Genomic DNA, 26716 nt, shown 5'->3' with positions numbered 1-26716 from the left:
TTGCTAAAGAACATCCCACAATGATTTTTTACCGGGAAATGAATGGGATTTGCTTACTCGAAGAAGCAGAAGGATTGTGCAAGCACAATCCTAAAATCCCGTTATTCTTTATAAATAAATAATATATAAGGAAGTAGAAACCCAACCCTATCATCAATACTTATAAATAATGAGTTGATTGTTCGTCAAAATGAGTGGGATTCCGGAATTTCCTTGTTACACCAACGTTTATCACGGGTTTTTGATCGGAATTTTCTCTTATCCCCACCGGGATTCGTAATAAATGACAAATCAAATATATATTATCTCAATGATGTACATCAACTACATCACTATCACACTATCTAGGAGGCAATGATATGGAAACAATCACTCAAGAACTCAAACAATATATAACTCGTCTATTCCAACTATCTAACAACGAAACATGGGAATGTGAAGCGTTAGAAGAAGCAGCAGAAAATATACTTCCTACTCGCTTTGTAAACCATACTTCACTTGCGCATCTCACACTTGAAACTTATACCTACTACAATGATGAGCTACATGAGCTAAGTATCTATCCATTTCTTATGTACGCCAATGACCAACTCATCAGCATTGGTTATTTGGATCATTTTGATATGGACTTTCTGTACCTTACAGATACTAAAAATACGATTATCGATGAACGCCATTTACTAAGAGAAGGAGGGAATGACCATGAATAATTGGATCAAAGTCGCACAAATATCTGTTACAGTCATTAACGAAGTGATTGACATCATGAAAGAAAAGCAAAATGGAGGAAAATAGTATGCAAATCAATCGATATATCACAAGAGGCATTAGTGAACACTTATCTCTAGACCTTCAAATCTTACTTTGGAACATGGTAAAAGAACGGGACAATCAACCTCAGACAGATTACCTACACATTTTTAAACTGCAAGAAGATGAGAATATACTCTCAATCACACATGAACAAGAACAACCTGCATACAAATTGGAATATCACTATACAAACTATGTAAAAAATCAAAATGCATTACCTAAGAAAGTCTACGTCATCCGAGAAGATGATGTAGACGTTTTTTATTATGTGATGCTTTTACCAGAAGAATACTAAAGGAAGTGATGATATATGAATACAATTAAAAGTACAATACACACAGAAGCTATATTCAGTAGTGATAAAAAACACCGCTACTTACTCAAGAAAACATGGGATGAAAAGAAACCCGCTTGTACAGTGATAACGATGTATCCTCATTTAGATGGTGTATTATCACTCGATCTCACAACTGTTCTTATCCTCAACCAATTAGCTAATTCTAAACAATATGGCGCTGTATATCTTGTAAATCTATTCTCTAATATTAAAAGTCCAGAAAATCTCAAACACATCAAAAATCCATATGATGAGCACACTGATATTCACTTGATGAAAGCGATAAGTGAAAGTGACACAGTGATTCTAGCTTATGGAGCCTATGCGAAGCGACCAGTTGTTATCGAACGTGTTGAACAAGTGATGGAAATGTTAAAACCTCATAAAAAGAAAGTAAAAAAGCTCATAAACCCAGAAACAAATGAAATCATGCATCCACTTAACCCTAAAGCACGTCAAAAATGGACATTAAAATAAAAGGAGGATTATCTATGAACCATGAAACTATACAGTCAGACTGGCGAACAGTTGGTAACCTCTTAGCAAAGCATAATTATGTATCAATAGTAAAAGGGCTAGTATATCATTTCACAGCAATTGAAGATGAAGAAATATTGGATAAAATCTATGCTGATTTTATGAATGATGACTCTATAACAACTATTTTAAATAGTAATTTTCATGTTATAATTAATCAATATTTATCAAAATGAATATCATACTACTTACAATAAAAATAAAGCATCCTTCACTTTTACGGTGAAGGATGCTTTATTATTTATTTTTTTATTGTTACTATTGATATATTTATTCTTAATACAATCAAATGTGAGAATTTTATAGGTTTCATAGTAAGAGTAATAAATCGAGAATAACAAGAAAATGAGAATTAATATGTGATGAATTGTTAAAATAAAGTGTTCACAGTGAATGATGACTTATTCGTTATTTATATTTATAATGCACATATATGAGAAAATCTTGGGAGTGGAATTATGAAACTAAGAGCATTAGAGTATAGTGATTTACTTTTTGTTCATGAATTAAATAATGAATATTCTATTATGGCTTATTGGTTTGAAGAACCTTATGAATCCTTAACGGAACTTCAGTATTTATTTGATAAGCATTTATTAGATGAATCGGAAAGACGTTTTATCGTTGAAGATGAAAATCAAATCGTAGGTATTGTTGAATTAGTAGAAATTAATTACATCCATCGTAATTGTGAAATACAAATAATTATTAAACCTGAGTTCAGTGGTAAAGGTTATGCAAAATTCGCATTCGAAAAAGCGATAGTTTATGTATTCGATATATTAAACATGCACAAAATTTATCTATATGTTGATACAGATAACAAAAAAGCAATTCATATATACGAGTCACAAGGATTTAAAACAGAAGGATTACTCAAAGAGCAATTCTACACTAAAGGTAAATATAAAGATGCCTATTTTATGTCATTATTGAAATCTGAATATATTTTGTAGCATAAAAAATAACTCATATATTCACTTAGGTGGGTTCAAACCTAAATTACTAGAACGGGTTTCATTCGAATATCCGTTAGAGGAATAAATAAAATTAAAAGAAAATTTGGATTTGTATTAGTGGCACTCAATATACGAAAAGTAGCGACTTAACTAGCTGAAAATAATCAAAAAATTTATAAAAAAGGCAATTTCTATATTAATTCAATAGAAATTGCCTTTGTACATGTTCAAACACTTTATAACCTTTATTTATTGCAAATATTATTTATCTTTATTTTTAGAGTAAATTAATACTTAAATGGATCTTCTACATCTTCTTTTTTTAATTTATTCTCTGGATTAGAATTTGAACCTTTTTTTTCAAAGGGATCATTACTTATCACATTTTTTCCTTTACTTTCTTTCTTTCCATCTTGATATTTATTTCTATTATTGATACCATATTTATTATTTTTAGGTTTTCTAGTTAATAACATAATACCCGCAATCAACCATAAAATAGCACTAATAAAATTTGGAATTAAAACTAAGACGCCTATAACAATTAATAATATACCTGCTAGTTTATTATCATTAATTATTCTAGTAACTACTATTATTGCTATTATCAAAAATATAATAGTAAGTATATATGTTATTATTATTATCGTATTATCTGTTTTAGAGCCATTTGGTGCAGTATACATTCCTATAATACCAATGGTCACTAATAAAAGTCCTATGATATGTATAGCTATTCCTGTCCATATCAAACTTTTTTCAATTGTTCTCTTCAATTAAATTTCCTCCTCTAATTTTTTTAATTTATTTATTATTTTTTGAATCTCTTGCTTTTTATTTTCGTACCAATCTATAGACCAAATATTTTCAATATTCCAGCCTAAGCTTTTAAGCATACTAGGTTGTATAATGTTTCTATCAATTGAAGTTTTTGAATTATAATAATTTTCACCATCTATCAATATTCCAAGTATAAATTGATTATTATTTTTGGGGTTTAAAATTCCTATATCTATTTTAAATTCAGAATTTCCTATATTAATTTGACTACTGTAACCTTTTTCTTCTAATTCATTTTGCAAAGTAGTGATAATACTATTTGATTCTCTAACTATATTTCTATTAACAGGTGGGAGTATTCTATAATTCCGTGCATATTCTAAAAAGCCTTTTAAACTTTTTACCCCTTCTGCTTTCGTTCGATTTAAATCTATATCTTCTGGTTCGAATGAAGAAATAACTAACATTTCCTTTCGTGCTCGCGTTACAGCTACATTTAACCTTCTCCATCCACCTTCATTATTAAGTGGTCCAAAATTCATAGTCATTTTTCCTTCTTCATCAGGACCAAAAGTAGTTGAAAATATTATAATATCTCTTTCATCACCTTGAACATTTTCAAGATTTTTAACAAATATACTTTCTTTACTATTAATATTTTTTTCATCTAAATCTGTATTTTCTATTAATTTTTCTTCTAATAAATTTTCAATTAAATTTTGTTGTTGACTATTAAAAGTAACAACTCCTATACTATCCTTACTTTCACTTTTTAAGTGATTAATAAGTAAATTAACAATATAGTTTGCTTCTTCTTCATTTATTCTTCCATTACCTCTTCTATATATACCATTAATATTTTTAAAACTGACTTGTGAGTCTAATTTAGTCGACGAAGGGTAGGTTAATAGATTACTGTTGTAATACGTTCTATTACTAAAATGAATTAAACTTTCATGATTTGATCTATAATGCCACTTCAGATACTTTTCAGGAAAGTTAGCAGCCAAACAGTCATCTAATAAACTTTCTAAATCTTCCAGTTCAATATTATTTTCATCGATATTGTTAGAACCAAAGAAATTAGTTGGAGGCATTTGTTTAGGATCGCCTACAACAATACAATTTTTAGCTCTGGATATAGCACCTACAGATATATCCGTTGGTATTTGAGAAGCTTCATCAAAAATAATTAAATCAAATTTCGGAAAGTTAGGGTCAATATATTGTGCTGTTGATAAAGGACTCATTAACATTACAGGAAATATATCTTGAATAACATTAGCTGTCTGATTGAATATAGTTCTAATTGACTGACCTCTTCCCTTACTGCGTATAGCTTTTTGTAAGGATAAAAAATCATTTTCATATATCTCTTTTGCTCTTTTTGTTTCCAAGTTCAAACTCATCTGATTTTTTGTATCTATAATACTTAAATCATTGAATTCTTTAACTTTTTCTTGTAATAGTTTGACTTTTTCTTTCAAATCAAATCCATTAAATGAATCTAAAGTTTCATTTGTTGAAAAATAATAACTAATAAATTGCTCTACTAAAGTTTTCATTAACTGTTTTTCTATGCTAAATTCACTTTGTAATTTAATAAAATTATCTTTTATATTAGTTTGTAAAATTTTTTCTAGTTTTATAAAGTTTTCATTTAATACTGCCCATGTTTTTAAATCATTTATACCTTTTTTCCAATAATTAGCTATATTGTTTAAGTCTTCTATAGATAGAGTAAGTAAATATAGTTCATCAATATTATAATCATTTTTCAATGAATCAATGTTTTTTTCAAACGAATCTATTCTTTCTTTTAAGTCTTTAAATTTATCATAATCACTAATTTTTAATTTTAATATTTCGTTTATTTGATTTTGTTTAGATTTTTCAAGCTCTGTTATATTATTTTTTTCTATAAAATCAACTAGATATCTAAGATTATCTAAGTCAGTTAATCTACCTTTCCACGCTTCTCCAAATGATTCTAAGAAATTTTCATTCCTTTTTTGAAGTGTTTTACGCATTTCTTGAAATTCTTGAATTTCTTTTAAATCATTAATAAATTCTTCTTCATCCAAAGTTCTATATTCACGTAATTCATTATTTAAAAGATCTATTAAATTTTTTATTTTTTTATTCTTAAAAAAACTTTTTGAATCTTTAATTTCTCTATAATCAGTTAATAAATCACTAACTTTTATATTTAAGGTTTCAGCTGAATATTTATTATTAATTTTATCTTTCAACTCAATATATTTAGTAAGAACACTAGACGCAAACTCAAAAACTGTCTTTAACGAAATACTTTTAGGTTCTATTATCATTTTATTTAGTGTCATTGAACCTTTATATTTTTCTATCATGTTTATTATTTTCTTATAAGAGACTAATGTCTCCATATTTGTACTATTTAAATTACTTTCATTAAACAATTCTGATAGTTGATCAACTATTTTATTGCTAGATTCTACAAAGTCATTAATTAAATATTCAAAATTATCACGTTTCGAAACACTATATTTATTTATTTTAAAAGGTATTAGGGGATGATTATCTAAGCTGAAACTTAATTTATCTATACTATTGTCTATTAAAATTAATAAATCTTTAATAGTACCTATATCATTAGCAGTAAGTTTTGTCACTATGTCTTTTTTTATGGTAATTATACTTTTTACTTCCTCAAATTGTTCATATCTTTGTATTAAATCATAAACACTAAATCCACTTTTATGTTTTTGATGTAAAGCTTCTACATATTTACTAAGATTATTTTTTAATTCAAATAATTTTTTTGATTTACTTTTGATATCTGCCGAATCATTTTTCATGTTTTTCGAAAGCGTCTTTTCAATTTTATCTAAAAATTGTCTTTTTTTCGTAGTATTCGAATGTAATTCTAATACAAAATCTTCGAATTCTAATTGTGTTAATCTATCTTTTACAACTTCAAGAGCGGCTTTTTTCTCAGCTACAAATAAAACCTTTTTTCCTCTATTAACATTATGTATTATCATATTAGTAATTGTTTGAGATTTCCCTGTCCCTGGAGGTCCATGTAATACAAAGCTACTTTCTTCACTTGCCTTTATTGCCTCTAATTGAGACGAATCAACTAAACTACCAACTTTTAAGTTCTTCGGTTCCACTTCTTTCTCAATCTTTTGAGCATCTATATTTTCAATATTTCTATTTGATTTATAATTTCCAGTTATTAAAGCTTCTACATTAGAATTTGAAACAATTTCATTTTTTCTTGATTTCAAATCGTTCCACATTACAAATTTTTTAAATGAAAAATTACTTACTACAGCTATTTCTTCAACATCCCACCCTTTTTTATCCATGATGGCGTGTCTTATTGTAGCTATAAGTCTCTTTATATCAATACCTTTATCATCTCTTGGTAAATCTACTAAATGCCTTAAATCAATATTAAATTTCTGTTTTAAATATTCTACTAGTGTTACGTTTAATTGTGGTTCGTCTTCACTTAATTCTAATTGAATGTTACTGGTTGCAGTTTTTCTTTCTATAGAGAGAGGTAATAGTAAAATTGGAGCCATATAATTCATATCAATATTTTTTTGGTCATTCCACGTTAAAAATCCTATTGCTAAAAATAATGAGTTTGCTCCGTTTTCTTCTAATGCTAATTTTGCTTTTCTATATAAGTCCTTTAATTGTTTATTTAACATATAATTAGTTAAAAAACTTCGAATTCTACCTTCATTGAAATCAGCATCAATTAAATTTTTATATTGGCTTTCTATTGAATTAGCTTTAAAAAATGACCCACTTGTATTAGTAGTAGATAAATTCTCTGGTTTAGCAATAATAGTGAATTTGTTTGATGTTGATAATTCATCCTCTAAGGTAGCAATGTCATAAACCATTAGTTGTAATGCACTTTTATTCATTCTAAAATTAATTAAAGAGTTTCTTAAAGTAAGATCTAATAAGTTTCTACTCCAAATATCTGTCTTTTCTCTAGGATTTATCTTATAATTAATCTCTTCTATTTTCTCAATTTTTGTAGATGGAGCATTGGTTATATAATCTTTTTCTTTATAATTCATTTTGAAATTATAATTATCTTTTGATGTAGTAACAACTGGACTAATACCTATATGTCTACATGAGGTGATATCAATGATATATTCAAAATTATAAGGATTGTCTAGATTTTGACAAGCTATTTTAACAGCTTCCTCAAATGAATAATCTTTACCATTAACTAATGCTGTCGTCTCGACCACTTCTATCTCTTTAGTTCCTACTGAAATTCTTTTAGAAATATCTGTGTAATCATTTGAATATGAACCTATCAAATTTTGATTTTTTAACCAAAAACCAATAAAAGCATGTCCTTTAATAAAAATCACTATAGGATTAATATTCACTGCTTCTAAACAACTTGCAAAAAGGAAACTTAAATCTAAACACGTCCCATTTTTAAATTTTATTATTTCTTGTGGGTATCTTATTTTTTGACCAAATTTTTCAAAACTTGCTGGTGGATATTTATAAGCAATATTTTCTTTTTGTAATGTTGCATATATAGCTGCTACCTGTAACCTTACGTCTTCTAAGTTATTAGATTGGTAACTATAAAAATTAGAATCTCCTTTCCATTCTTCTAGTTTTTTCCCTGCCTCAGAGACAATTCTTTTTACTTCTACATCGTTTGGAACGATATATGAAGCTGTTAATTGAGGATAAATATTAGTTCCTAACCAATGTTCGAAAGGTAATATACTAATTTTTAAATTCTTGGTAAAAAAAGTGTTACCATTCTCATCTATTAACTCTATGAAAAAATATGTTTTTATTCTTTCGTTAATTTTTCTAAAAAAATCATAATTATAATTTACATCAACTGATTCTGAAACATATGCATGCTGATTATTAATAACTGGAATTAACTGTTCATAATTATAAATAAATTCTGTATTTGAATAAACTTTCAACTTAACATTGCTAATTTCATCCTCTTCTGAGTTATTAAAAATCGCAATTTTTTTATTAATGAAAAGTCGTTTTGTGTTAGTGAATAATTCAACATATCTACATAATCTATATCAAGTTTCAAATTATAGTCTTCAATGAAAACTGATTCCACGAAATTCTTCCTCCATAAATTGAAATTTTAAGCTATACTTCTATTAAACTATTGTATTAAACATTTTAATAAATTACTATAATATTTCAAACTTTAATAGATTAATATATTAACTCAAAAATTTTTACTTTTACCTCTATTTCTAAATTCATTGATTTCTCAACTATTAAAAAGAAACCGTACTTTCTCTCCCTTTTATATACTTATATTCCACTACATTTTCTATTTTTTTATTCTATAATTAGAACATTCGTATCAATAAAAAGATTAATTAAGATAAATTACATAAAATGATAAACAAGATATTAATAGTTCTTTGAATTATCAGCTTTATATATAATTAAAATGTCAGATTCAATAATCTATAACCGAATTTGACATTTCTTAATATGAAATAAAGTTTTATTAAAAGAAGTTCTTCAATGCGTCTTTATAATATTGAGGTTAACGCTAAATTATTTTATTTAATATTATCTATACCTTTAAGTTATTCATTTTTTTCCTTTTTCTTCGAGATGGATTTCGATTCTAAAAAATCACACCACTTATGATATGTTTCACAACAATATAACAGCAATTCTCATAAACCTCATACGTTCCGATACGTTCAAAATCCCTTTATGAAGCGGCTGAAAAAACCGCATCATTTATGATATGCTTCGCCTCGCATTATTTTAAATGCTCGATATACTTGTTCAATTAAGACGACGCGCATCATTTGATGTGGAAATGTCATTTTACTGAAAGAAAGTGCATAGTTGCTGCGTTTTAAGACATCCTCATGCAATCCGTTAGATCCTCCAATGACAAAGACAAAGTCGCTTTGTCCCTGAGTCATGCGTTGTTGAAGTTCTTGTGCTAATCCTTCTGATGACAACATTTTCCCTTGTATTTCTAAAGTGATGACAGTCGCTTGTGGTTTAATTTTGGCTAGAAGGCGTTGTCCTTCTTTTTCTTTTACTTGTTCAATTTCTTTTTCGCTCATATTTTCTGGAGCTTTTTCATCGGGTACTTCAATAATTTCAATTTTGGAATAAGCACCTAATCTTTTTTCATATTCTGCAATAGCCTGTTTCCAATATTTTTCTTTTAATTTACCCACAGCTAAGATAGTTATCTTCATATAAACCTCCATAGATATTAATAGTTATCCCACTTATCCACAAGTTATTCACTTGTTAACAGAATTCCCTCTAATTATAACAGTAATGTATATAAATTCTGTGGAAAAATTAAGAAATAGTACTAAAATATGTTATTAACACCTTTATTTTGTGGATAACTCTGTGAATAATGTGAGTATTTCTGTGTGTATTATACACAATAGTGGGTAACTTAAATCATTTTTGGGGATAACTCAAAGTAAGTCTTAAATATTTATTCACATATTTTAACTAAATCTTACTTTTATAGGGTTACTTATGAATATTAATGTATAGTTCAAATTATTAGATAATTACATCAAAATATAAAAAAAGACCTACTTACAATTATTAAAATTGTAAGTAGGCCGTCTGTCTAAAATTTTATAATGTATAAATAGGTGTAGCTTGTGCTTTATCTGTATCGCACAATAATACTTCTTTTTCTGTATCAATATCGTGTTCGTTTAACACTTGTCCCACACTCATACGGGCTAACTCTTTCATATTATTATCTTGAGATAAGTGTGAAAGATAAATACGTTTTGTGTTACCTGTAATAACATCTGTCATCGCAAGTCCTGCATCCTCATTTGATACATGTCCCATATCGCTTAAAATACGTTGTTTTGTCTTCCACGGATAACGACACATACGTAACATATCCACATCATGATTACTCTCAAACATAAAGGCATCACTACCTTGAATCATACCTTTCATTCGGTCAGAAACATAACCTGTATCTGTAATCATCGTAAATTTCTTATAATTATTATGGAAAATGTAAAACTGAGGGTCAATCGCATCGTGAGATACATTAAATGACTCTATATCAAAACCTGCAATGGATTTTGTTTCATATGGATTAAAAATGAATTTTTGATCCATTGGAATTTTACCGTCTTTTTTATCGATAGCTTTCCAAGTATTCTCATTCGCATAAATCGGTAAACCATATTTACGCGCAATTACACCTAATCCTTTAATATGATCACTATGTTCATGAGTAACTAATATACCGTTCAAATCTTTCATATTTCTATCTATTTGGCTAAATAACTCTTCCATCTTCTTACCAGTGAGTCCAACATCTACTAAAAGACTGCCTTTATCACTTTCAACATAAGTGGCATTTCCCGTACTGCCACTAGCCAGAACACTCATACGTATCAAGCAGCTCATCCTTTCTACTTCTGACAACCTATTCTATATGTTAGAGTGCCTTCAGTCTAAAATATTTATTCTGCACTCTTTTTTTCTAAAAAATGATGTTTCGAACAACTCACATCATCCGAAACATTCCAGTCCATGAAAAATACCTTTATATTATACTATACCAACACAGAAATTAAAGTGCCAATTCCTTGTTTATGTATTAGCCATCTCCACACAAACATAAAAAAGTAAGTGCATGAAACCTAAGCCTCACACACTTACTATACTTTCCACATCCAAACCACTCCCTCTCTTAAATAAGAGAAGAGAAAGGATGAGGATAGTTATTTATTATTGAAAAAGTTTATTAAACTTAATTTCAGTAAAGAATTCTGAAGAATTGATTCGAGCAATCGTTTTGTTTTCTTTCTTCACTAATTAATAAAAACATAAATATTAGCGAAAGAAGTAGCGCGACTCTTGGCGGAAAAGAAAGAGCCTCAAGACTACAGGCTTGAGCCTTTCCCGCAAGAAAGCATCGCTACGAAATGAGCTAAGAGTATAAAACCTATTACAAATTCAAAGAAGCGAGAATAATTCGTAAGAATTATCCTTTCCTCTAACACACTAAAGTAACCCTAGTTATCAATCACCTTAGGATTGGTTGATGTCGCCTCAACATAATACGTCTTCGTATTATTTTTACCTTTATGCTTCACCTTAATCTCCCAGTTCGCTTGCAACAACTGCACATTTGTTTCCCTCACGACTGAGTAATAACCAAGTCTCGCATCCAATACTTCATCACCCGATTTTAAATAACGATTAAAATACAACGTCTCAATCGCCTTACGTGGCGTAATCACCTGCTTCTTAGGATTATTATCACTCTTCGCAGGCTCAATCTTACTCATCACTGTCTGCTTATAACTCGTCGCCTTACCATCACTCACATTAAAACGTAAACGTGCCTTATTATTATTCATCAACGGATAACCATCATACGTTTGCTCATATGTCACCGAATCTCCTGACACACTTCCTAATTGATACGCCTTACCATTATAAATATTATCCATAATGTAATTCTTTAAATCACTCAAATTACTATCACTTACATTAACCGTACTATTAATCTCGCCTGTCAACGTATAACCTGAATCATCCGCTTCCAACGATGATTTATCTTCTGCATAATCATTGAAGTTCTTCGTCGTCGCAGTAATCATCTGCATCTTCGTACCGCTGACATCTTTATTCAACACATCTTTCGAAATTTTAATTTCTTCCTGTTGAAAATTAACCTCATTATCACTCTCTGACTCATTAATCTGAGACTTCGTCACCTTGTTAATGTAAATCATAACTAACAGGATGTTAACAAGAACAAATACGAAAATAAACAATGTCTTCGTTCGTTTCCAGTTCATTTATTCAAGCCTCCCATCCTCATATGCATACCAATCTCCATCATATTCAACATACCACGTTGGAACAAACTCACTATTACGTTGTACTTCAATATCATCTTTCGTAGGTTGATCATCTTCACGATAGCCAACCGCCATATTCGTTACTTTTTGGAAATCAATATTATGATTGTTAGCTAAAGCTGAACGCACTGTTTCTGCACTATCAAAAGAAACACTTTCACCTTCTAAAGGCACGCTAGAACGCAGTAACGCCCGTTTATAATCATAAATACCTTTCTCTCCCCATGTGACTTCAATATCATTCAACTTCTGATCATTGAATGTTGGATGGCCGTTGAGGAATAACTGATAGGTTAATTCACCTGATGAATTATCTGTGCTAAATAGACGGAAATCATCGTTAAAGAAGCCACCATGACCATTAATATATTCAAAAGTACTTGGAATCGTGGTATCCATATCACTCAAACTTGATTCATCTTCTGATAAGTTCTTATAATGATATTTTTTACTCTCATCATTATAGTTCGCTACGCCTGTATTGTTGTTATAGGTCGTAGCGCCACTTTTCCCGCTTCGAATAATAACAGAATCATCAAATAAAATTGAATTCATCGTTTCTACAGGAATGGTGTCATACACCATACGATAAGAACGCATACGTTGAGGGTGATTTGGCGCAAAAACGTGTGTCGCTTTATCAATGGTATCCTTATTCGTAATAATCTCTGAATATTTCTGCATATCCTCACTTAATTGATCCATCGTTTTAGCAAAATTCTTAGCTTTCGCATTCATTGTTACCTTCATCACTTGATGTCGGTCTTTACTTATCGCATATAGCTCTAAATTACCTTTTGAATTCTCATCAACCAATAAACGATTAAAATTAAAGTTTTTAGGCACTTTCGCCGATGTATTTAAGACTTGTCCTAAATATGTAGTTAAAGGCATGTCATAAGTAAAATCTAATACAGTAAAACGGGTATTTAACGTCGGAAGCGTTAAATTATAATCGCGTTGTAAATGCTCAATTTTACTTACTTCGTGATTCTTTAAAGCCTCTGACACTTGTGATAATTGCACACGTGACGGCGCCATACCTTTAACTTTATCATCTTTAACCTCGACGATTTGATACGGTGCAATCACATTCTCAATATGCGCTGCCATAGGTTTACCAATCGACTTCACATTACCCTTTTTACTCTCTGCACTATCGATATTCGTTAAATCAGGCGTAAAGTTCCACACCATATACGTTAAGACAATACTCATCATGACTAATAAAATCAGAATAATAGATTTAATATACTCCTTACTCTTCATCCCAATCACCATCGTCTATAACTTCACATGGAAGTGTAATAAATATCGATGTACCTTGACCTTCAACGCTGTTTGCCCAAATACGCCCATTATGTGCTTCAACAATCTCTTTTGAAATCGCAAGACCTAAACCAGTACCGCCCATTTTACGTGTGCGTGCTTTATCTACACGATAGAAACGATCAAAGATTTTATCTACTTTGTTAATAGGGATACCAATACCGTTATCCTTAATACGAATGGTCATACGATTATATAACGCATTCTGTTTCACGTGGAACTCGACACGTTTTTGACCGCGAGAATATTTCATCGCATTAGTAATAACGTTGTCGAACACTTGCGTCATCTTATCTGGATCAATTTCAGTGAAAATTGTATCTTGAGGAATTTCACGCACAAAAATTGTATCTTTCGCTGCCATTTCATGTCGATTAATAATTTTATTAATAAACATATTGAAGTCGACAATTTCTTTAGTGATTTGTTCAGATTCGTTATCCATTTTCGATAATTGGAGTAAATCGTTAACTAAACGAATCATACGTTCCGTTTCTTCACGTGTCACTGATAAGAATTGTGGCGCTAAATTATCATCTTTCCACGCGCCTTCTTCTAACGCTTCAATATAACTGTTCATTGACGTTAATGGTGTACGTAGTTCGTGAGACACATTGGCTACGAATTCGCGACGTTCACGTTCTACTTGTTGTTGCTCTGTAACATCGTGGAGCACGGCAATATAACCATTTACAAAGCCCGTTTCCTGAACAATAGTACTAAAGTTCACACGCGCAATAATGCCTTCTTCTTCATTTATATCAAGTAAGAAACTATCATTGTTCTCTTGAATCTCATCTAAAGAGAACTCGTCTTCGATATTCAAGACATTTAACATATAATAACCTATTAAATCTTCTCGTGCCATGCCTAACATTTTAAGCGCCATATCGTTAACGATACGCACACGTCCGCGTCGATCCGTCGCAATAATCCCATCACTCATATGCGTGATAACAGAATCTAGACGACGTTTTTCACTTTCCGTATTGGCTTGTGCTTCTTGCACACGTTTCGATAAATTGTTAAATGCTAAGGCAAGTTCACCAATTTCGTCATTCCCGTAAATCTTCACACGTTGCGTATAATTCCCTTTCGACATTTCAACCGTTTGGTTACGCATATCGGTAATTGGTCGCGTAATTGTTCGCGCAATGAAGAAACCAAGAATTACCGTTATGAAAAGGGAAATAGCCGTACCAATAATGAAGATTTGGTTAATATTATTCAACTGATTATATACATCATTAATATTCGATTCTATGTAAATATTACCAATCGTCTCGTTACCATTCTTCACGGGTAAATTATAAATCCAAATTCGTTCTTTACCACTACCGTAGTCTTTCAATACATTATGATTATTAGGTTCTCCTAGTGATAAAGCTTTCTGAACTGAATTATCATTTACCTTCTGATTAATCAAATTATGAGACGATAACTTCGCCGTTGCCATAATAATTTGATCTTTATCAATAAAACGAATTTCTTCGATTTCTTGACGATTGGCATACTCATTTAATAAACTTTGCACTTCTTTTTGTGCATTAGACGGATCATCTCGATAAATCCGTTCAATATTAACTTCAAGCTGCGTCGCATATTGTTTAATATTCTTCATGAAGTTATTCGTTAATTCTTTTTCCAAACTATTAGTGAAATACAAACCAATAATTTGCATCCCAATAATAATCAGTAACACATAGACAATAACAAGCTTTGTGTGAAGGGATTGTAATTGCTTCAGCCACTTCATAACCTTAAACCCCTAATCATGTTGTTGGAGGAAGTATCCAACGCCTCTACGTGTCACAATATATTCTGGATGAGAGGGATCATCTTCAATCTTCTCGCGTAAACGACGAATCGTTACATCCACTGTACGTACATCGCCGAAGTAATCGTAACCCCAAACCGTTTGTAATAAATGTTCACGTGTCATAACCTGACCCATATGTTTAGATAAATAGTGGAACAATTCGAACTCACGATGTGTTAATTCGATATCCTCACCACGTTTCTTAATAGAATACGCGTCTGGATAAATGACAATATCCTTAATTGTAATTTCATTAGAAGTACTCGCCACTTCTTGAGCAGGTTGTGAATAGTGACGACGTAAGTTCGCTTTCACACGCGCAATCAATTCACGTGTGCTAAACGGTTTCGTTACATAGTCATCCGCACCTAATTCAAGACCCAACACTTTATCAATTTCAGAGTCTTTCGCCGTTAACATAATGATAGGCATTTCATATTTTTTACGTACCTCACGACATACTTCCATTCCGTCGCGTCCAGGTAACATGATATCTAATAAGACGATATCTGGTTCTTCCTCATAAATTAAATCCACTGCATCATTGCCATCATAAGCACAGTAAACATCATAACCTTCTTTTTTTAAGTTAAATTCCAATATATCCGCAATTGGCTTCTCATCATCAACTACAACAACTTTTCTTGCCATATCTATAAACCTCATTTCTCAAATTGTAGTTCTATATTTCATTAAATATTTATGTTAATCAGTAAAGAATAAACAGTGATTTGATGCGTTAAATTAAGTTTATAGCGCATATTAATCTATTATATAATTTACCATTAATAGTCACTTAATTCTATTTTCATAATTAAATTTATAGAATAATATTAGTTTCAAGTTTACCACTCTAATTTAATATTACAAATAAGTTGAATGCTTTTGAAATGAGACAATAGTCGTAGTGACGCATGATTTGAAGATTATTACAAATAGATAATCGTCTTTAAAGTCGCTCTATCAACATTTATCAGAGTATTCACATTGAAATATTAAGAATGTGTTGCACCGTCACACACCTGTAACGCATTGAATATAATTGAGGAATATTTAACTTTTAGACTATGCCCGTAGTCTTATTTTTTGAAAAGGGTGTATAAAGAGGACCGCCACAAAAAAGAAGGGGTTATGAAGCAAAAAAAGCATAAAAAAAAATGCCTACCCTTTTGGGTAAGCAGTACGGTCTCGACGGGAATCGAACCCGCGATCTCCTGCGTGACAGGCAGGCGTGTTAACCGCTACACTACGAGACCTCCTAAATGGTGACTCCTACGGGACTCGAACCCGTGTTACCGCCGTGAAAGGGCGGTGTCTTAACCGCTTGACCAAGGAGCCGTTCTTAAGCACAAGATAGATTATAGCACAGCTTTTAATTTAAAGACAAGACTTTTTTTACATAATTTTAATATTTTTTTAGAAATCTTAATTTTCCTTAGAAAAGCCTATGATATCAAGGGTTTCAAGTTTACATATCCTTCATTTTCAACCCTTTTACACCTCGATTAAAATAAAAAAAGCAGACATTGAATAATCAATGTCTGCTTTTTAAATAAACAATTATCTTTAATAACAATTCATTATTTACATTCACAATGTGATAGACGCTCCAATAAGCAGATTTTTCGGTTCCTTCCAAAACCTAAACGCTTTTCTTCACACCTTGTGATAGACGGGCTACAGTGAGCAGGTTTTTCGGCAGAAATACTCAAAGCTCAACAAAACTTGAGAAACAGTTTTGCTCACTTTTCGGTTCTGCTCAAAACCTAAGCGCTCACTTTCACACCTTTTACCATAATTGTTCTAATAAGTTTGTTTGGTCACGGTCTGGACCTACTGAGAAGATTGAAATGCGTACGCCACATAATTCAGAAATACGTTCTAAATATTTACGTGCATTGTCAGGTAGCTCTTCTAAAGTACGGCAACCTGTAATATCTTCTTTCCATCCTGGTAACTCTTCAAAGATTGGTTTACAACGACGTAATTGATCAAGGTTCGCAGGATATTCTGTGATTTCTTCTCCATCTAATTCGTATGCTGTACAAATCTTCACAGTGTCTAAACCTGTAAGCACATCGATAGAGTTAATAGATAAATCTGTAATACCACTTACACGACGAGAGTGACGTAATACAACTGAGTCGAACCAACCTACACGACGTGGACGACCTGTAGTTGTACCATATTCACGACCAACTTCTCTGATATGGTGACCATCTTCATCAAATAATTCAGTAGGGAATGGACCATCACCTACACGAGATGTATAAGCTTTACATACACCAATCACTTTAGATACGAAAGTTGGGCCTACACCAGTACCAACTGTCACGTTACCTGCAACAGGGTTACTTGAAGTTACGAAAGGATATGTACCGTGGTCGATATCTAACATTACACCTTGTGCACCTTCAAATAATACTTTTTCCTCAGCTACAAAAGCATCGTCTAAGATTTTAGCTGTGTCAGTAACAAACTCTTTTAAGCGTTGACCTGCAGCATAGTATTCATCAAAGATTTCATCGAAACGTGGACAAGATTCATTGAACATACCTTTGAAATAAGCATCTTTAATTTCAATATTTTCTTTTAAGCGTCTTTCAAAAGTTTCTTTTTCCAATAAATCAGCCATACGAATACCAATACGTTGCGCTTTATCTACATAAGCTGGACCGATACCTTTTTTAGTTGTACCGATTTTATTATCGCCACGACGACGTTCTTCGTATTCGTCTTGTGCTAAGTGATAAGGAAGAATCACTTGCGCACGGTTTGAAATGCGTAAGTTTGACGTAGACACACCACGTTCATTTAAACCGTCTAATTCTTTTAATAATGCAACTGGATCAACAACTACACCATTACCAATCACTGCTAATTTATCTTTATAAAAAATACCTGATGGCACTAAATGCAATTTGTACGTTTCTCCGCCAAATTGAATTGTGTGGCCTGCGTTATTACCACCTGAAAAACGTGCAATAACATCTGCTTGTTCCGCTAAGAAATCTGTAATTTTACCTTTACCTTCGTCTCCCCATTGTGTCCCAACTACTACGATTGATGACATGTGAGCACCTCCAAAGTTTTCTCAATTAACCATTAAGTATTCTATCAATACGAACCTCATAATGCAAATAAAAATCGAACGTTGAGTTTTACACTTATCACTTCTCTTTTTGAAAATGAATTTAATCGATAAACTTTGAAAGTTCCTGTAATATCAACATTTCATAGCACATTTTTCAAAATGAAGAACACATACTTCAAAAAATGTGATTAGGTCTAAACAAAATAAAAACCGTACATTGAATTATAATTAATAAAAAATGTACGGTAAAAATATTTTTTAATTTATTATGTCATTTCAGCATGAGCATAATCAATATCTGTAAATTTATTGTATTGTTTCATAAAGTGTAGTTTCACGGTTCCAGTTGGGCCATTACGTTGCTTAGCAATGATAATTTCAATTTCCCCATTATCATCATTAGATGGCGGTTCGAAATCTGTACTATCATCGTCATCTTCGCCTTCACCACGATTATAATAATCGTCACGGTATAAGAATGCAACAATATCCGCATCTTGCTCGATAGATCCAGATTCACGAATATCACTCATCATCGGACGTTTATCCTGACGTTGTTCTACACCACGAGATAACTGACTTAAAGCAATAACCGGACATTCTAATTCACGCGCAATCGCTTTTAACGTACGTGAAATTTCCGAAACCTCTTGTTGACGGTTATCTGAAAAGCGTGACCCACTACCTTGAATCAATTGTAAATAGTCAATCACAATCATGTCTAAACCATGTTCTTGTTTTAAACGACGACATTTAGAACGTAAATCTGTAATTCGAATACCTGGTGTGTCATCAATAAATATCTTCGTACGAGATAACTTACCAACTGCAATCGTAAAACGATTCCAGTCTTCTTCCGTCATTGTACCTGTTCTTAAACGGTTTGAATCTACATTCCCAGAACTACAAATCATACGCGTCGCTAATTGGTCTGCACCCATCTCAAGCGAGAAGATGCCCACAGTGTAGTTATCCTCATGCGTCGCTACCTTTTGAGCAATATTAAGAGCGAAGGCAGTCTTACCTACCGAAGGACGTGCCGCTAAAATGATTAAATCATTACGGTTAAATCCTGCCGTCATTTGGTCTAAATCACGATACCCTGTAGGAATACCAGGCGTCTGGCCACTGTTTTGGTCAAGTTCCTCTGCCGTTTCATATACTTGTCCTAGAACATCTCTAATGTCCTTGAAACCATCGCTTTGACGGTTAGCGGATAACTCAAGTATACGTCGCTCTGCATCACTTAGAATTGCATCTAATTCTAGTTCATTATTATAACCATCATTGGCGATACTATCCGCTGTTTGAATTAATCTACGTTTTAATGCCAAATTAGCAACGATATTCGTATAATACTGAATGTTTCGTGTCGTCGGTACATTATTAGAGAGTTCCGCTAAATATTGAGGACCACCAGCTTCACTTAATGTACCTTCTTTCGTTAATTGATCCATTAACGTAACAACATCAATTTCGCTACTATCTTCATTCAAGTTCATCATTGCTCTGAAGATATGTTGGTGGGCGCCTCGATAAAATGACTCAGGAAGTAGGGCCTCCTGAGTCGTTCCAATTAATTGTGGATCTAAAATAATTGCACCTAAGACAGATTGTTCAGCTTCATTATTATGGGGCATTTGTTTTTGATCATACATATTATCCATCAATCATCACACCTCTAAATCAATCCATCTCAAATTTCACAAATACAGTGCAACATTGTTCAATTATATTTTAATTCTTACTTTGATTATTTCTTATAATCATTCACTCATTCTGTTGTGACGTTTTCTTGCGGGAAAGGCTTAAGCCTGTAGTCTTAAGCTCTTTCTTTTCCACCAAGAGTCGTACAACATCATTCGTTGTCTATCTTAATCTATAAAAATTTAATTCCTTAACATACTAATGCCTTGATTAGTTTAGATTCTAAAATCATTTACTTTATATAAGAATATTAGAAATTCTTTTAGAAACATATCGAATAAAGTAGCGAGACTCCTGTGGAAACAATACAAGTCGAAGACCTTAGAATTACCCACAGACTTATCTGTGAGGTAATTCTGGCTGAGACTGTATCCACGGAAAGCGAAGCTAACTGAATAAGATAAAAGTTTCTAATTAGAATTTCTTAATAAAATATATGAATACGTAAGTTAGATAATAACTCTGTTTCTAAAATTACAATTTTGAGTAATTCCACTTATGATAAAGTAATAAATTCTTTTTTAGAAAAGAGAAATTTTGTGGTTGGCTAACGTAGCGTAGTTGAGCGACGCCTGAGGGAGCAGGATGAGTGTCGAGACCAAGGCTCGACCCAGCCCCCTAGGCAAGCGTCTCAACTTAAGCGAAGTTAAAAACCAACCTACAAAATTTCTTTCCGCTAGGAAAGTATTTGAAGAAGTATTATTTCTCTACTGTATGAACACGAATAGTTCCTTCAACCTCTTTGTCTAATTTTACAGGAACATTTGTATAACCTAACGCGTGGATACCGTGAGGTAAATCCATTTTACGTTTGTCAATCTTGATATCATGTTGTGCTTTAAGTGCCTCAGCAATTTGCTTAGTACTTACAGAACCAAACAACTTACCGCCTTCGCCTGTTTTCGCACTTACTTCAACTTCAATTTCTTCTAATTTAGCTTTTAATGCTTTCGCGTCATCAATCTCTTGTTGTCTATCCGCTTCAGCACGTTTATTTTGTTGTTCCAATTGTTTTAAATTACCTGGAGTTGCCTCAACAGCATAGTTATTTTTTAATAAAAAGTTATTAGCGTAACCTACTGGCACGTCTTTAACTTCACCTTTTTTACCTTTACCTTTAACATCTTGTGTGAATATTACTTTCATGCGTCTTCACTCCTACTCATTTGTTCAGTAATTGCTTGTTGTAAACGATTAATTGCTTCTTCAATTGTAAAGCCTTTAAGTTGTGTCGCTGCATTCGTTAAGTGACCACCGCCACCTAATGCTTCCATCGTTAATTGAACATTGATAGAACCTAATGAACGTGCAGAGATACCAATTAAATCATCTTCACGTTTCGCCACAACATATGAAGCTTCAATACCTTCTAAACTTAACAACTCATCCGCAGCTTGTGCAACTGTAACGGGATGATAAATTTTTTCGTCAGAACCATGGGCAATCGCAATGCCGTTATCTTGAACTTCGACCGTTCTAATCAATTCTGAACGATTAATATACGTATCAACATCATCTTTTAAGAAGTGTTGCGTCAAGATAGTATCTGCGCCGTGAGCACGTAAGTAACTTGCCGCATCAAATGTTCTTGAACCCGTACGCAATGTAAAGTTACGTGTATCTACGATGATACCTGCGTACATTACTGTAGATTCTAAACGTGTTAAGCGTTGTTCAGTTGGTTGATATTCAAGTAACTCAGTCACAAGTTCGGCAGTCGAACTTGCGTATGGTTCCATATATACCAATAATGGGTTTGAAATAAAGCTTTCGCCACGTCTATGGTGGTCAATAACCACTTTACGGTTTGCTTTATTTAGAATATTTTCATCTAAAACCATTTCAGGTTTATGCGTATCTACGACTACAATCGTGGTTTTAGATGTCATCATATCCCAAGCCTCATCAGACGTTACGAAACGTTCTTTCAACTCGGGTTTCTTATCGATTTCATCCATCACACGACGTAACGTTGGATCGATATCTTCTTCATTTAATACAACGTAGGCTTCTAAATTATTCATTAGTGCGAAACGAGAAACACCAATTGCGGCACCAATCGCATCTAAGTCAGGACGTTTATGCCCCATAATAATCACTTTATCGCCTTCAGTTAAGATATCTTTTAATGCATGAGAGATAACACGCGCTCTTACACGAGTACGTTTCTCCATCGGGTCAGTCTTACCGCCGTAGAAGCGGACATTACCGTTCATATTCTTAATAGCGACTTGGTCCCCACCACGTCCTAATGCTAAATCAAGACCTGATTGAGATAGTTCACCAAGATCGATTAAGTTCTCAGTGCCTTCCCCGACCCCAATACTTAGTGTTAATTGAGCGCGGTAACCGACACTCTTTTCACGTAACTGACTGAGAATTTCAAAGTTAGATTCTTCAATTTCAGCTAAAATCTTTTGATTTAAGTAAGCAACAAATTGATCTGAATTATAACGTTTGAAATAGATATTATACTCAGAAGCCCAACGACTAATGACACGCGTCACCATTGAGTTAATCTCAGAACGTTGTGTATCGTTCATATTTTGCGTGATTTCATCGTAGTTATCTAGGAAAAGCGTTGCAATAATTGGTTTCGATTCTTCGTACAATTCATTTGTATGTACTTGTTCAGTAATATCGAAGAAGTATAAACAATTCTCTTCTTCAGAATGACGTACATGATAATGATATTGACCATGTTCGATTTCAATTTCTTGAACCTTTTCAAGTTGCTTTAAAATGTTAGGAAACACTTCATTAACTGGTTCTGAAATGACATTTGTTTCTAAGTGTTCAGACATGTATTGGTTAATCCATTCAATATGATTGTCCTCATCAAGAACAACCAAACCAATCGGCATACGCTTAATTGCTTTATTACTTCCTGCCGACACATGACCACTCAAGTTATCCACATAATTATCCATTTTTAATAAGGCTTGTCTTACTAAGACGATACTGATAATAATCACGACTGCTAAGATTGCAGCCGCAATCGTTGCGACTAATGGCTTAAAAATAAACCATACGACAACAAGTGCTATCGCAGTAAGTACCATTAAAATGTAAGGTATCATTAATGCCTTTTTAGTGGATTGACGGTTCATTGTTCCACCTCTATTCGCTTTTTAAAGTCATTTTTTAATCATTCGTTTTAAATTAATTCCTAAATCAAGTACCCCAAGTAATGAAACAATATGTGTAAATGGCGTTATAATTGTCCCCACGACCATTAATAATATTGAAACACCGTCTGGCATACGTCTTGCTTTACCAAAGAAATGAATCAAGCTCAATCCTTGGATATACATCAATAATGATAACACAACTTCGAAATTTAACACGATACTTTGGAAAATACTTGGTTCAGTTGCCACCATGACACATAGCAATACAACCATATATATCCATAGTAATGAACGATTCATTTGCCAAGCAAATAGCGGTTTAAAAATAGGTGTTGCTACTTTAAATTTACGAAGAATTGGAAATGTAATAATTAGATTAATTAAAACAAAAATAAAAATTAAAATGATGATAAAACTTGGAAGTTGAACTGACATTTGTCGGAAGCCTTCTTCTAAAATCGTTTTATAATCTGATTCCACGCCTGCGGTTACAATCGCTTCATGCATTGTATCTTTAAATGGTTTAATTAGTGTTGAGGCACTTGGAATTTTTTTAAATACTTGTAATAACATCATTGCGACTAAAGTAAATATACTTAAATAAGCTGTGGCTATATATAAGATACGTTCTTTAGAAGCACGTTCTTTTAATAATTGGCCAATTACGAAACTAAATAATAAAACTAAAATCATGGCACTTAATACGAACGTATTACCTAATAAAGTGGTTAAGATTACGGTTACTAAAGCTCCAATTCCAAACGATGGTATCGATTTGTTCCATAGAATCACACCGGGAATGGTAGCGAATAGACATAATATTAAACCAAGAACTGGTAATACATACGTTACTAAAGCAACAACCACAAGTGCTAACGTTCCTAGAATGGTTGCTTTAGGATGTACTTTTGAAAACACATTCGCCACTCCTATACTTTTTTGACTATAACCTCTATTTTAACCTCTATGGAAGATTAAAACAAATAGCGCGAATGCTTCTTATTAGAAGTCTTTCCCATTATTTACGTTTGAAATGAGTGACCTTTAAGAAATGATAGAGTTTTGGCGCCCAGTCATTAAAGTTTAATAGGAAACCATCATGGCCGACATTATCTGGCACAAAGAAGTGACGATGATATTTAAACCGCTCCCCTACTGCTCTTACTTGATCATCTGGATAGAGTAAATCGTCTGTAAAGCCCATTGTTAAGACTTTCGTATCTAAAGACTGCAACACTTCATCAACATCATCACGACCTCGATCTAAATTATGACTATCTAATACATTTAACATAGTTAAATAACATGTTAAATCGTAGCTTTCTTTAAATTTGTCGCCTTGGTAGCGTTGATAAGTAACCACCTCATCTGGCGTAAAACGTTGATCGTAACTTTTAGAGGAGCGATAAGTAAGAAAGCCAAGTTGGCGTGCGATACTCAAACCTTCTTTGCCACCTAACTGAATGGCTTCACGTGCAATTTCATTAAAGGCACGACTATATGACGATGTTTTGTCCGTAGCAGCTAAGATGACTGCTTTATCTATTTGAAATTGGTTGTTATAGAGCAATTCCATCGCTTGCATACCACCAAGACTGCCCCCGATTAAGATATTAATTCTATCGAAGCCGAGTGCCTGAATGCCCTTTTCAATAGCTTTAACTATATCTCTTAGGGTTAATTGCTTTGGAAAATGTGGATCCGTTAATGGCGAACTAGAACCGAATGGACTACCGATAACGTTAAATGTAAGAAATTGGTAATCATAGATGGGCATGTAGCCACCATCAATGATTTCACGCCACCATCCTGGATGTTCATCTGTGCCATAGGTTAAATGATTACCTGTAAGGGCATGACAAACCACGACAAGTGGCTGACCTGAATAGCCGACATGTTCGTATCGTAACTGCAAATTCTCAATGGTTTCTCCTGATTCTGTCGTAAAAGATCCTAGGTTCAAAGTATCTACGGTATAATTTGTCATGCGATTACCTCCTTTAAAATAAAAACCGCTTCCTACTCTTGTTAGAAGAAGTAAGAAGCGGTTGTGCTTTAATACTTATCATTCGAGTAGTGTCTCGTTGGTTTTAGCACCGTACGTGAAGTTGCCGGTTGCTGAAGCTTCTTTGGGCCAAGTCCCTCTGCTTCTCATAATAAGGTTTCATGTTATTTTATTTATTTACACGTTAACTTTAGTTTGAATTTATTTTATCTGATTGTCGGTATAACTTCAATCGTCAGCTATTTGGGACTGCCTTTTAAAAGAAGAAACGTATCCCGGCAATAAGTGCGATGCCGACGAGTATAGTTATAGTCAGACTGCGTGTAACAAGTGCAATGATGACGGTTGGGATGGTTACGATGATATACGGGATGTTAAGTGTGTAACCTTGAACGCCTTCTTGTTGCATGATGATGCCGTCTAGGATGAGTGCTGTGAACAATGTGATTGGGATGAATGATAACCATTTAATGACGGTTTCTGAGAGTTGTATTCGTGAAATCATCAAGAATGGTAGGATTCGAATGATTATGGTTACGAGTCCACATAAGACGATTAGGATAAACATATGCCAAGATGTTGTCATCGGTCCATCACCACCCCTAGTGTTGCTGCAAAGGTGGATGCGATAAGGATAGCGACATATGATGGCATGAACCAGCTTAAAATGAGCATCATCACAATGACGCATGCGATTAATACGAGATATATTTTAATCTTTGAGCCTCTAATAGTTTCAAATTGTGCCATTGCCAGGAAAATGAACATGGTCGTGATGGCGAAGTCTAGCCCAAACATTTCTGGGTTAGAAATGTATTTACCGAATACGGCACCTGCTATGCTTGCGAGTGCCCAAAACGTATAGGCTGTGAGATTTAGACCGTGTAACCAGCGATCGTTAATCTTTTCCCCTTTTAAATGAGGCGTAATGGCTACACCAAATGTTTCATCAGTAAGAATGGAAGACATGGCTAAACGATTCCAAAAGCCGTAATCTTTGTAGTTTGGTGCGAGTGTCATTGATAAGAGAAAGAAACGTGAATTTACAATTAATGTCGTTAAGACAATTGCAGACATAGGTGTACCTGTAATTACAAGTGCGCAAATAATAAATTGTGCTGCGCCTGCGTAAACGAGTAAGCATAGCAACAGAATTTCTAAAACACTAAAATGTTGGGAAGCCGCCACGATTCCAAATGACAATCCAATTCCGATATATCCTAATAATGTAGGAATACATTCTTTAACCCCTTGTTTAAATGTCACATGTGACGTCATCTAAGT

Annotated in this window: 21 protein-coding genes, 2 tRNA genes, 1 pseudogene and 1 riboswitch; of the genes and pseudogenes, 6 read left to right on the top strand and 18 right to left on the bottom strand. The window is 32.9% G+C overall.

Features of this window, described 5'->3' with window-relative positions:
- Window positions 1-359: 359 nt before the first annotated feature.
- The 6 genes and pseudogenes from E2558_RS09505 to E2558_RS12480 form a co-directional block, all read left to right on the top strand.
- Window positions 360-710, top strand: a complete 351-nt coding sequence (locus E2558_RS09505) for an SAUGI family uracil-DNA glycosylase inhibitor (RefSeq protein WP_126564913.1) — start codon at window positions 360-362, stop codon at window positions 708-710.
- A gap of 86 nt (window positions 711-796) precedes the next feature.
- A complete protein-coding gene (locus E2558_RS09495) occupies window positions 797-1108 on the top strand; it encodes a DUF960 family protein (RefSeq protein ID WP_053018072.1) in 312 nt (103 codons plus the stop codon).
- A 15-nt stretch (window positions 1109-1123) separates the two neighbouring features.
- Entirely contained in the window at window positions 1124-1627 is a 504-nt protein-coding gene (locus E2558_RS09490) for a DUF1643 domain-containing protein (RefSeq protein ID WP_126564912.1), read from the top strand.
- A gap of 14 nt (window positions 1628-1641) precedes the next feature.
- Window positions 1642-1863 (top strand): hypothetical protein, encoded by a 222-nt coding sequence (locus E2558_RS09485; protein WP_135789028.1) that lies wholly within the window; start codon window positions 1642-1644, stop codon window positions 1861-1863.
- A 282-nt stretch (window positions 1864-2145) separates the two neighbouring features.
- The gene (locus tag E2558_RS09480; protein ID WP_135789027.1) at window positions 2146-2643 is read left to right on the top strand and encodes a GNAT family N-acetyltransferase; all 498 of its coding nucleotides are present in this window, start codon (window positions 2146-2148) and stop codon (window positions 2641-2643) included.
- Between the two features lie 57 nt (window positions 2644-2700).
- Window positions 2701-2937 (top strand): annotated as a pseudogene (locus E2558_RS12480) (IS5/IS1182 family transposase); the annotation flags it as partial.
- Here the strand turns inward: E2558_RS12480 and E2558_RS09475 are convergent.
- The 18 genes from E2558_RS09475 to E2558_RS09390 form a co-directional block, all read right to left on the bottom strand.
- The gene (locus tag E2558_RS09475; protein ID WP_126564574.1) at window positions 2934-3422 is read right to left on the bottom strand and encodes a hypothetical protein; all 489 of its coding nucleotides are present in this window, start codon (window positions 3420-3422) and stop codon (window positions 2934-2936) included. The pseudogene E2558_RS12480 and the gene E2558_RS09475 sit on opposite strands and share 4 nt — an antisense overlap.
- Entirely contained in the window at window positions 3423-8402 is a 4980-nt protein-coding gene (locus E2558_RS09470) for a DUF4011 domain-containing protein (protein ID WP_229716430.1), read from the bottom strand. It abuts the gene before it with no gap.
- A 795-nt stretch (window positions 8403-9197) separates the two neighbouring features.
- Window positions 9198-9677, bottom strand: a complete 480-nt coding sequence (gene rlmH, locus E2558_RS09465; protein ID WP_126564575.1) for a 23S rRNA (pseudouridine(1915)-N(3))-methyltransferase RlmH — start codon at window positions 9675-9677, stop codon at window positions 9198-9200.
- Window positions 9678-10080: 403 nt separating this feature from the next.
- Window positions 10081-10881 carry an MBL fold metallo-hydrolase gene (locus E2558_RS09460; RefSeq protein ID WP_126564576.1) on the bottom strand — a complete coding sequence of 267 codons (801 nt, stop codon included), beginning with the start codon at window positions 10879-10881 and terminating at the stop codon, window positions 10081-10083.
- Between the two features lie 611 nt (window positions 10882-11492).
- The gene (locus E2558_RS09455; RefSeq protein WP_126564577.1) at window positions 11493-12284 is read right to left on the bottom strand and encodes a two-component system regulatory protein YycI; all 792 of its coding nucleotides are present in this window, start codon (window positions 12282-12284) and stop codon (window positions 11493-11495) included.
- Complete coding sequence (locus E2558_RS09450; RefSeq protein ID WP_126564578.1) at window positions 12285-13616, bottom strand: YycH family regulatory protein; 1332 nt, start codon at window positions 13614-13616, stop codon at window positions 12285-12287.
- Window positions 13606-15432: a cell wall metabolism sensor histidine kinase WalK gene (walK, locus tag E2558_RS09445; protein ID WP_126564579.1), complete on the bottom strand. Its 1827-nt coding sequence runs from the start codon at window positions 15430-15432 to the stop codon at window positions 13606-13608. The genes E2558_RS09450 and walK overlap by 11 nt, the downstream gene beginning before the upstream one ends.
- 12 nt (window positions 15433-15444) lie before the next feature.
- Entirely contained in the window at window positions 15445-16146 is a 702-nt protein-coding gene (gene yycF / locus E2558_RS09440; protein WP_103297271.1) for a response regulator YycF, read from the bottom strand.
- 532 nt (window positions 16147-16678) lie between these two features.
- Window positions 16679-16751 (bottom strand) — tRNA-Asp (locus E2558_RS09435).
- A 7-nt stretch (window positions 16752-16758) separates the two neighbouring features.
- Window positions 16759-16833, bottom strand: a tRNA-Glu gene (locus E2558_RS09430).
- 451 nt (window positions 16834-17284) lie between these two features.
- Complete coding sequence (locus E2558_RS09425; RefSeq protein ID WP_126564580.1) at window positions 17285-18568, bottom strand: adenylosuccinate synthase; 1284 nt, start codon at window positions 18566-18568, stop codon at window positions 17285-17287.
- A 287-nt stretch (window positions 18569-18855) separates the two neighbouring features.
- Window positions 18856-20256: a replicative DNA helicase gene (gene dnaB / locus E2558_RS09420; RefSeq protein WP_126564581.1), complete on the bottom strand. Its 1401-nt coding sequence runs from the start codon at window positions 20254-20256 to the stop codon at window positions 18856-18858.
- Between the two features lie 739 nt (window positions 20257-20995).
- Window positions 20996-21442 (bottom strand): 50S ribosomal protein L9, encoded by a 447-nt coding sequence (gene rplI / locus E2558_RS09415; protein ID WP_126564582.1) that lies wholly within the window; start codon window positions 21440-21442, stop codon window positions 20996-20998.
- Window positions 21439-23406 (bottom strand): DHH family phosphoesterase, encoded by a 1968-nt coding sequence (locus tag E2558_RS09410; RefSeq protein ID WP_126564583.1) that lies wholly within the window; start codon window positions 23404-23406, stop codon window positions 21439-21441. Before E2558_RS09410 ends, rplI begins: the two co-directional genes overlap by 4 nt.
- Window positions 23407-23433: 27 nt before the next feature.
- Window positions 23434-24360 carry a YybS family protein gene (locus E2558_RS09405; RefSeq protein ID WP_126564584.1) on the bottom strand — a complete coding sequence of 309 codons (927 nt, stop codon included), beginning with the start codon at window positions 24358-24360 and terminating at the stop codon, window positions 23434-23436.
- An 85-nt stretch (window positions 24361-24445) separates the two neighbouring features.
- Entirely contained in the window at window positions 24446-25414 is a 969-nt protein-coding gene (gene metX, locus E2558_RS09400; protein ID WP_126564585.1) for a homoserine O-acetyltransferase MetX, read from the bottom strand.
- 72 nt (window positions 25415-25486) lie between these two features.
- Window positions 25487-25590, bottom strand: a riboswitch (SAM riboswitch).
- Between the two features lie 98 nt (window positions 25591-25688).
- Window positions 25689-26018, bottom strand: coding sequence for an AzlD domain-containing protein (locus tag E2558_RS09395; protein WP_126564586.1), 330 nt, complete (start codon window positions 26016-26018; stop codon window positions 25689-25691).
- Window positions 26015-26710, bottom strand: coding sequence for an AzlC family ABC transporter permease (locus E2558_RS09390; RefSeq protein ID WP_126564587.1), 696 nt, complete (start codon window positions 26708-26710; stop codon window positions 26015-26017). The genes E2558_RS09395 and E2558_RS09390 overlap by 4 nt, the downstream gene beginning before the upstream one ends.
- Window positions 26711-26716 lie beyond the last annotated feature (6 nt).

It is taken from the genome of Staphylococcus pragensis (assembly GCF_004785665.1).
Classification (GTDB): domain Bacteria; phylum Bacillota; class Bacilli; order Staphylococcales; family Staphylococcaceae; genus Staphylococcus; species Staphylococcus pragensis.
The sequence above is the reverse complement of the archived record's forward strand: the minus strand, read 5'-3'. Positions and strand labels throughout refer to the sequence as shown.

Coding starts and splice junctions, on each gene's coding strand:
- E2558_RS09505 (WP_126564913.1), top strand. CDS start 360: ATGGAAACAATCACTCAAGAACTCAAACAATATATAACTCGTCTATTC.
- E2558_RS09495 (WP_053018072.1), top strand. CDS start 797: ATGCAAATCAATCGATATATCACAAGAGGCATTAGTGAACACTTATCT.
- E2558_RS09490 (WP_126564912.1), top strand. CDS start 1,124: ATGAATACAATTAAAAGTACAATACACACAGAAGCTATATTCAGTAGT.
- E2558_RS09485 (WP_135789028.1), top strand. CDS start 1,642: ATGAACCATGAAACTATACAGTCAGACTGGCGAACAGTTGGTAACCTC.
- E2558_RS09480 (WP_135789027.1), top strand. CDS start 2,146: ATGAAACTAAGAGCATTAGAGTATAGTGATTTACTTTTTGTTCATGAA.
- rlmH (WP_126564575.1), bottom strand. CDS start 9,677: ATGAAGATAACTATCTTAGCTGTGGGTAAATTAAAAGAAAAATATTGG.
- E2558_RS09460 (WP_126564576.1), bottom strand. CDS start 10,881: ATGAGCTGCTTGATACGTATGAGTGTTCTGGCTAGTGGCAGTACGGGA.
- E2558_RS09455 (WP_126564577.1), bottom strand. CDS start 12,284: ATGAACTGGAAACGAACGAAGACATTGTTTATTTTCGTATTTGTTCTT.
- E2558_RS09450 (WP_126564578.1), bottom strand. CDS start 13,616: ATGAAGAGTAAGGAGTATATTAAATCTATTATTCTGATTTTATTAGTC.
- walK (WP_126564579.1), bottom strand. CDS start 15,432: ATGAAGTGGCTGAAGCAATTACAATCCCTTCACACAAAGCTTGTTATT.
- yycF (WP_103297271.1), bottom strand. CDS start 16,146: ATGGCAAGAAAAGTTGTTGTAGTTGATGATGAGAAGCCAATTGCGGAT.
- E2558_RS09425 (WP_126564580.1), bottom strand. CDS start 18,568: ATGTCATCAATCGTAGTAGTTGGGACACAATGGGGAGACGAAGGTAAA.
- dnaB (WP_126564581.1), bottom strand. CDS start 20,256: ATGGATAATATGTATGATCAAAAACAAATGCCCCATAATAATGAAGCT.
- rplI (WP_126564582.1), bottom strand. CDS start 21,442: ATGAAAGTAATATTCACACAAGATGTTAAAGGTAAAGGTAAAAAAGGT.
- E2558_RS09410 (WP_126564583.1), bottom strand. CDS start 23,406: ATGAACCGTCAATCCACTAAAAAGGCATTAATGATACCTTACATTTTA.
- metX (WP_126564585.1), bottom strand. CDS start 25,414: ATGACAAATTATACCGTAGATACTTTGAACCTAGGATCTTTTACGACA.
- E2558_RS09395 (WP_126564586.1), bottom strand. CDS start 26,018: ATGACAACATCTTGGCATATGTTTATCCTAATCGTCTTATGTGGACTC.
- E2558_RS09390 (WP_126564587.1), bottom strand. CDS start 26,710: ATGACGTCACATGTGACATTTAAACAAGGGGTTAAAGAATGTATTCCT.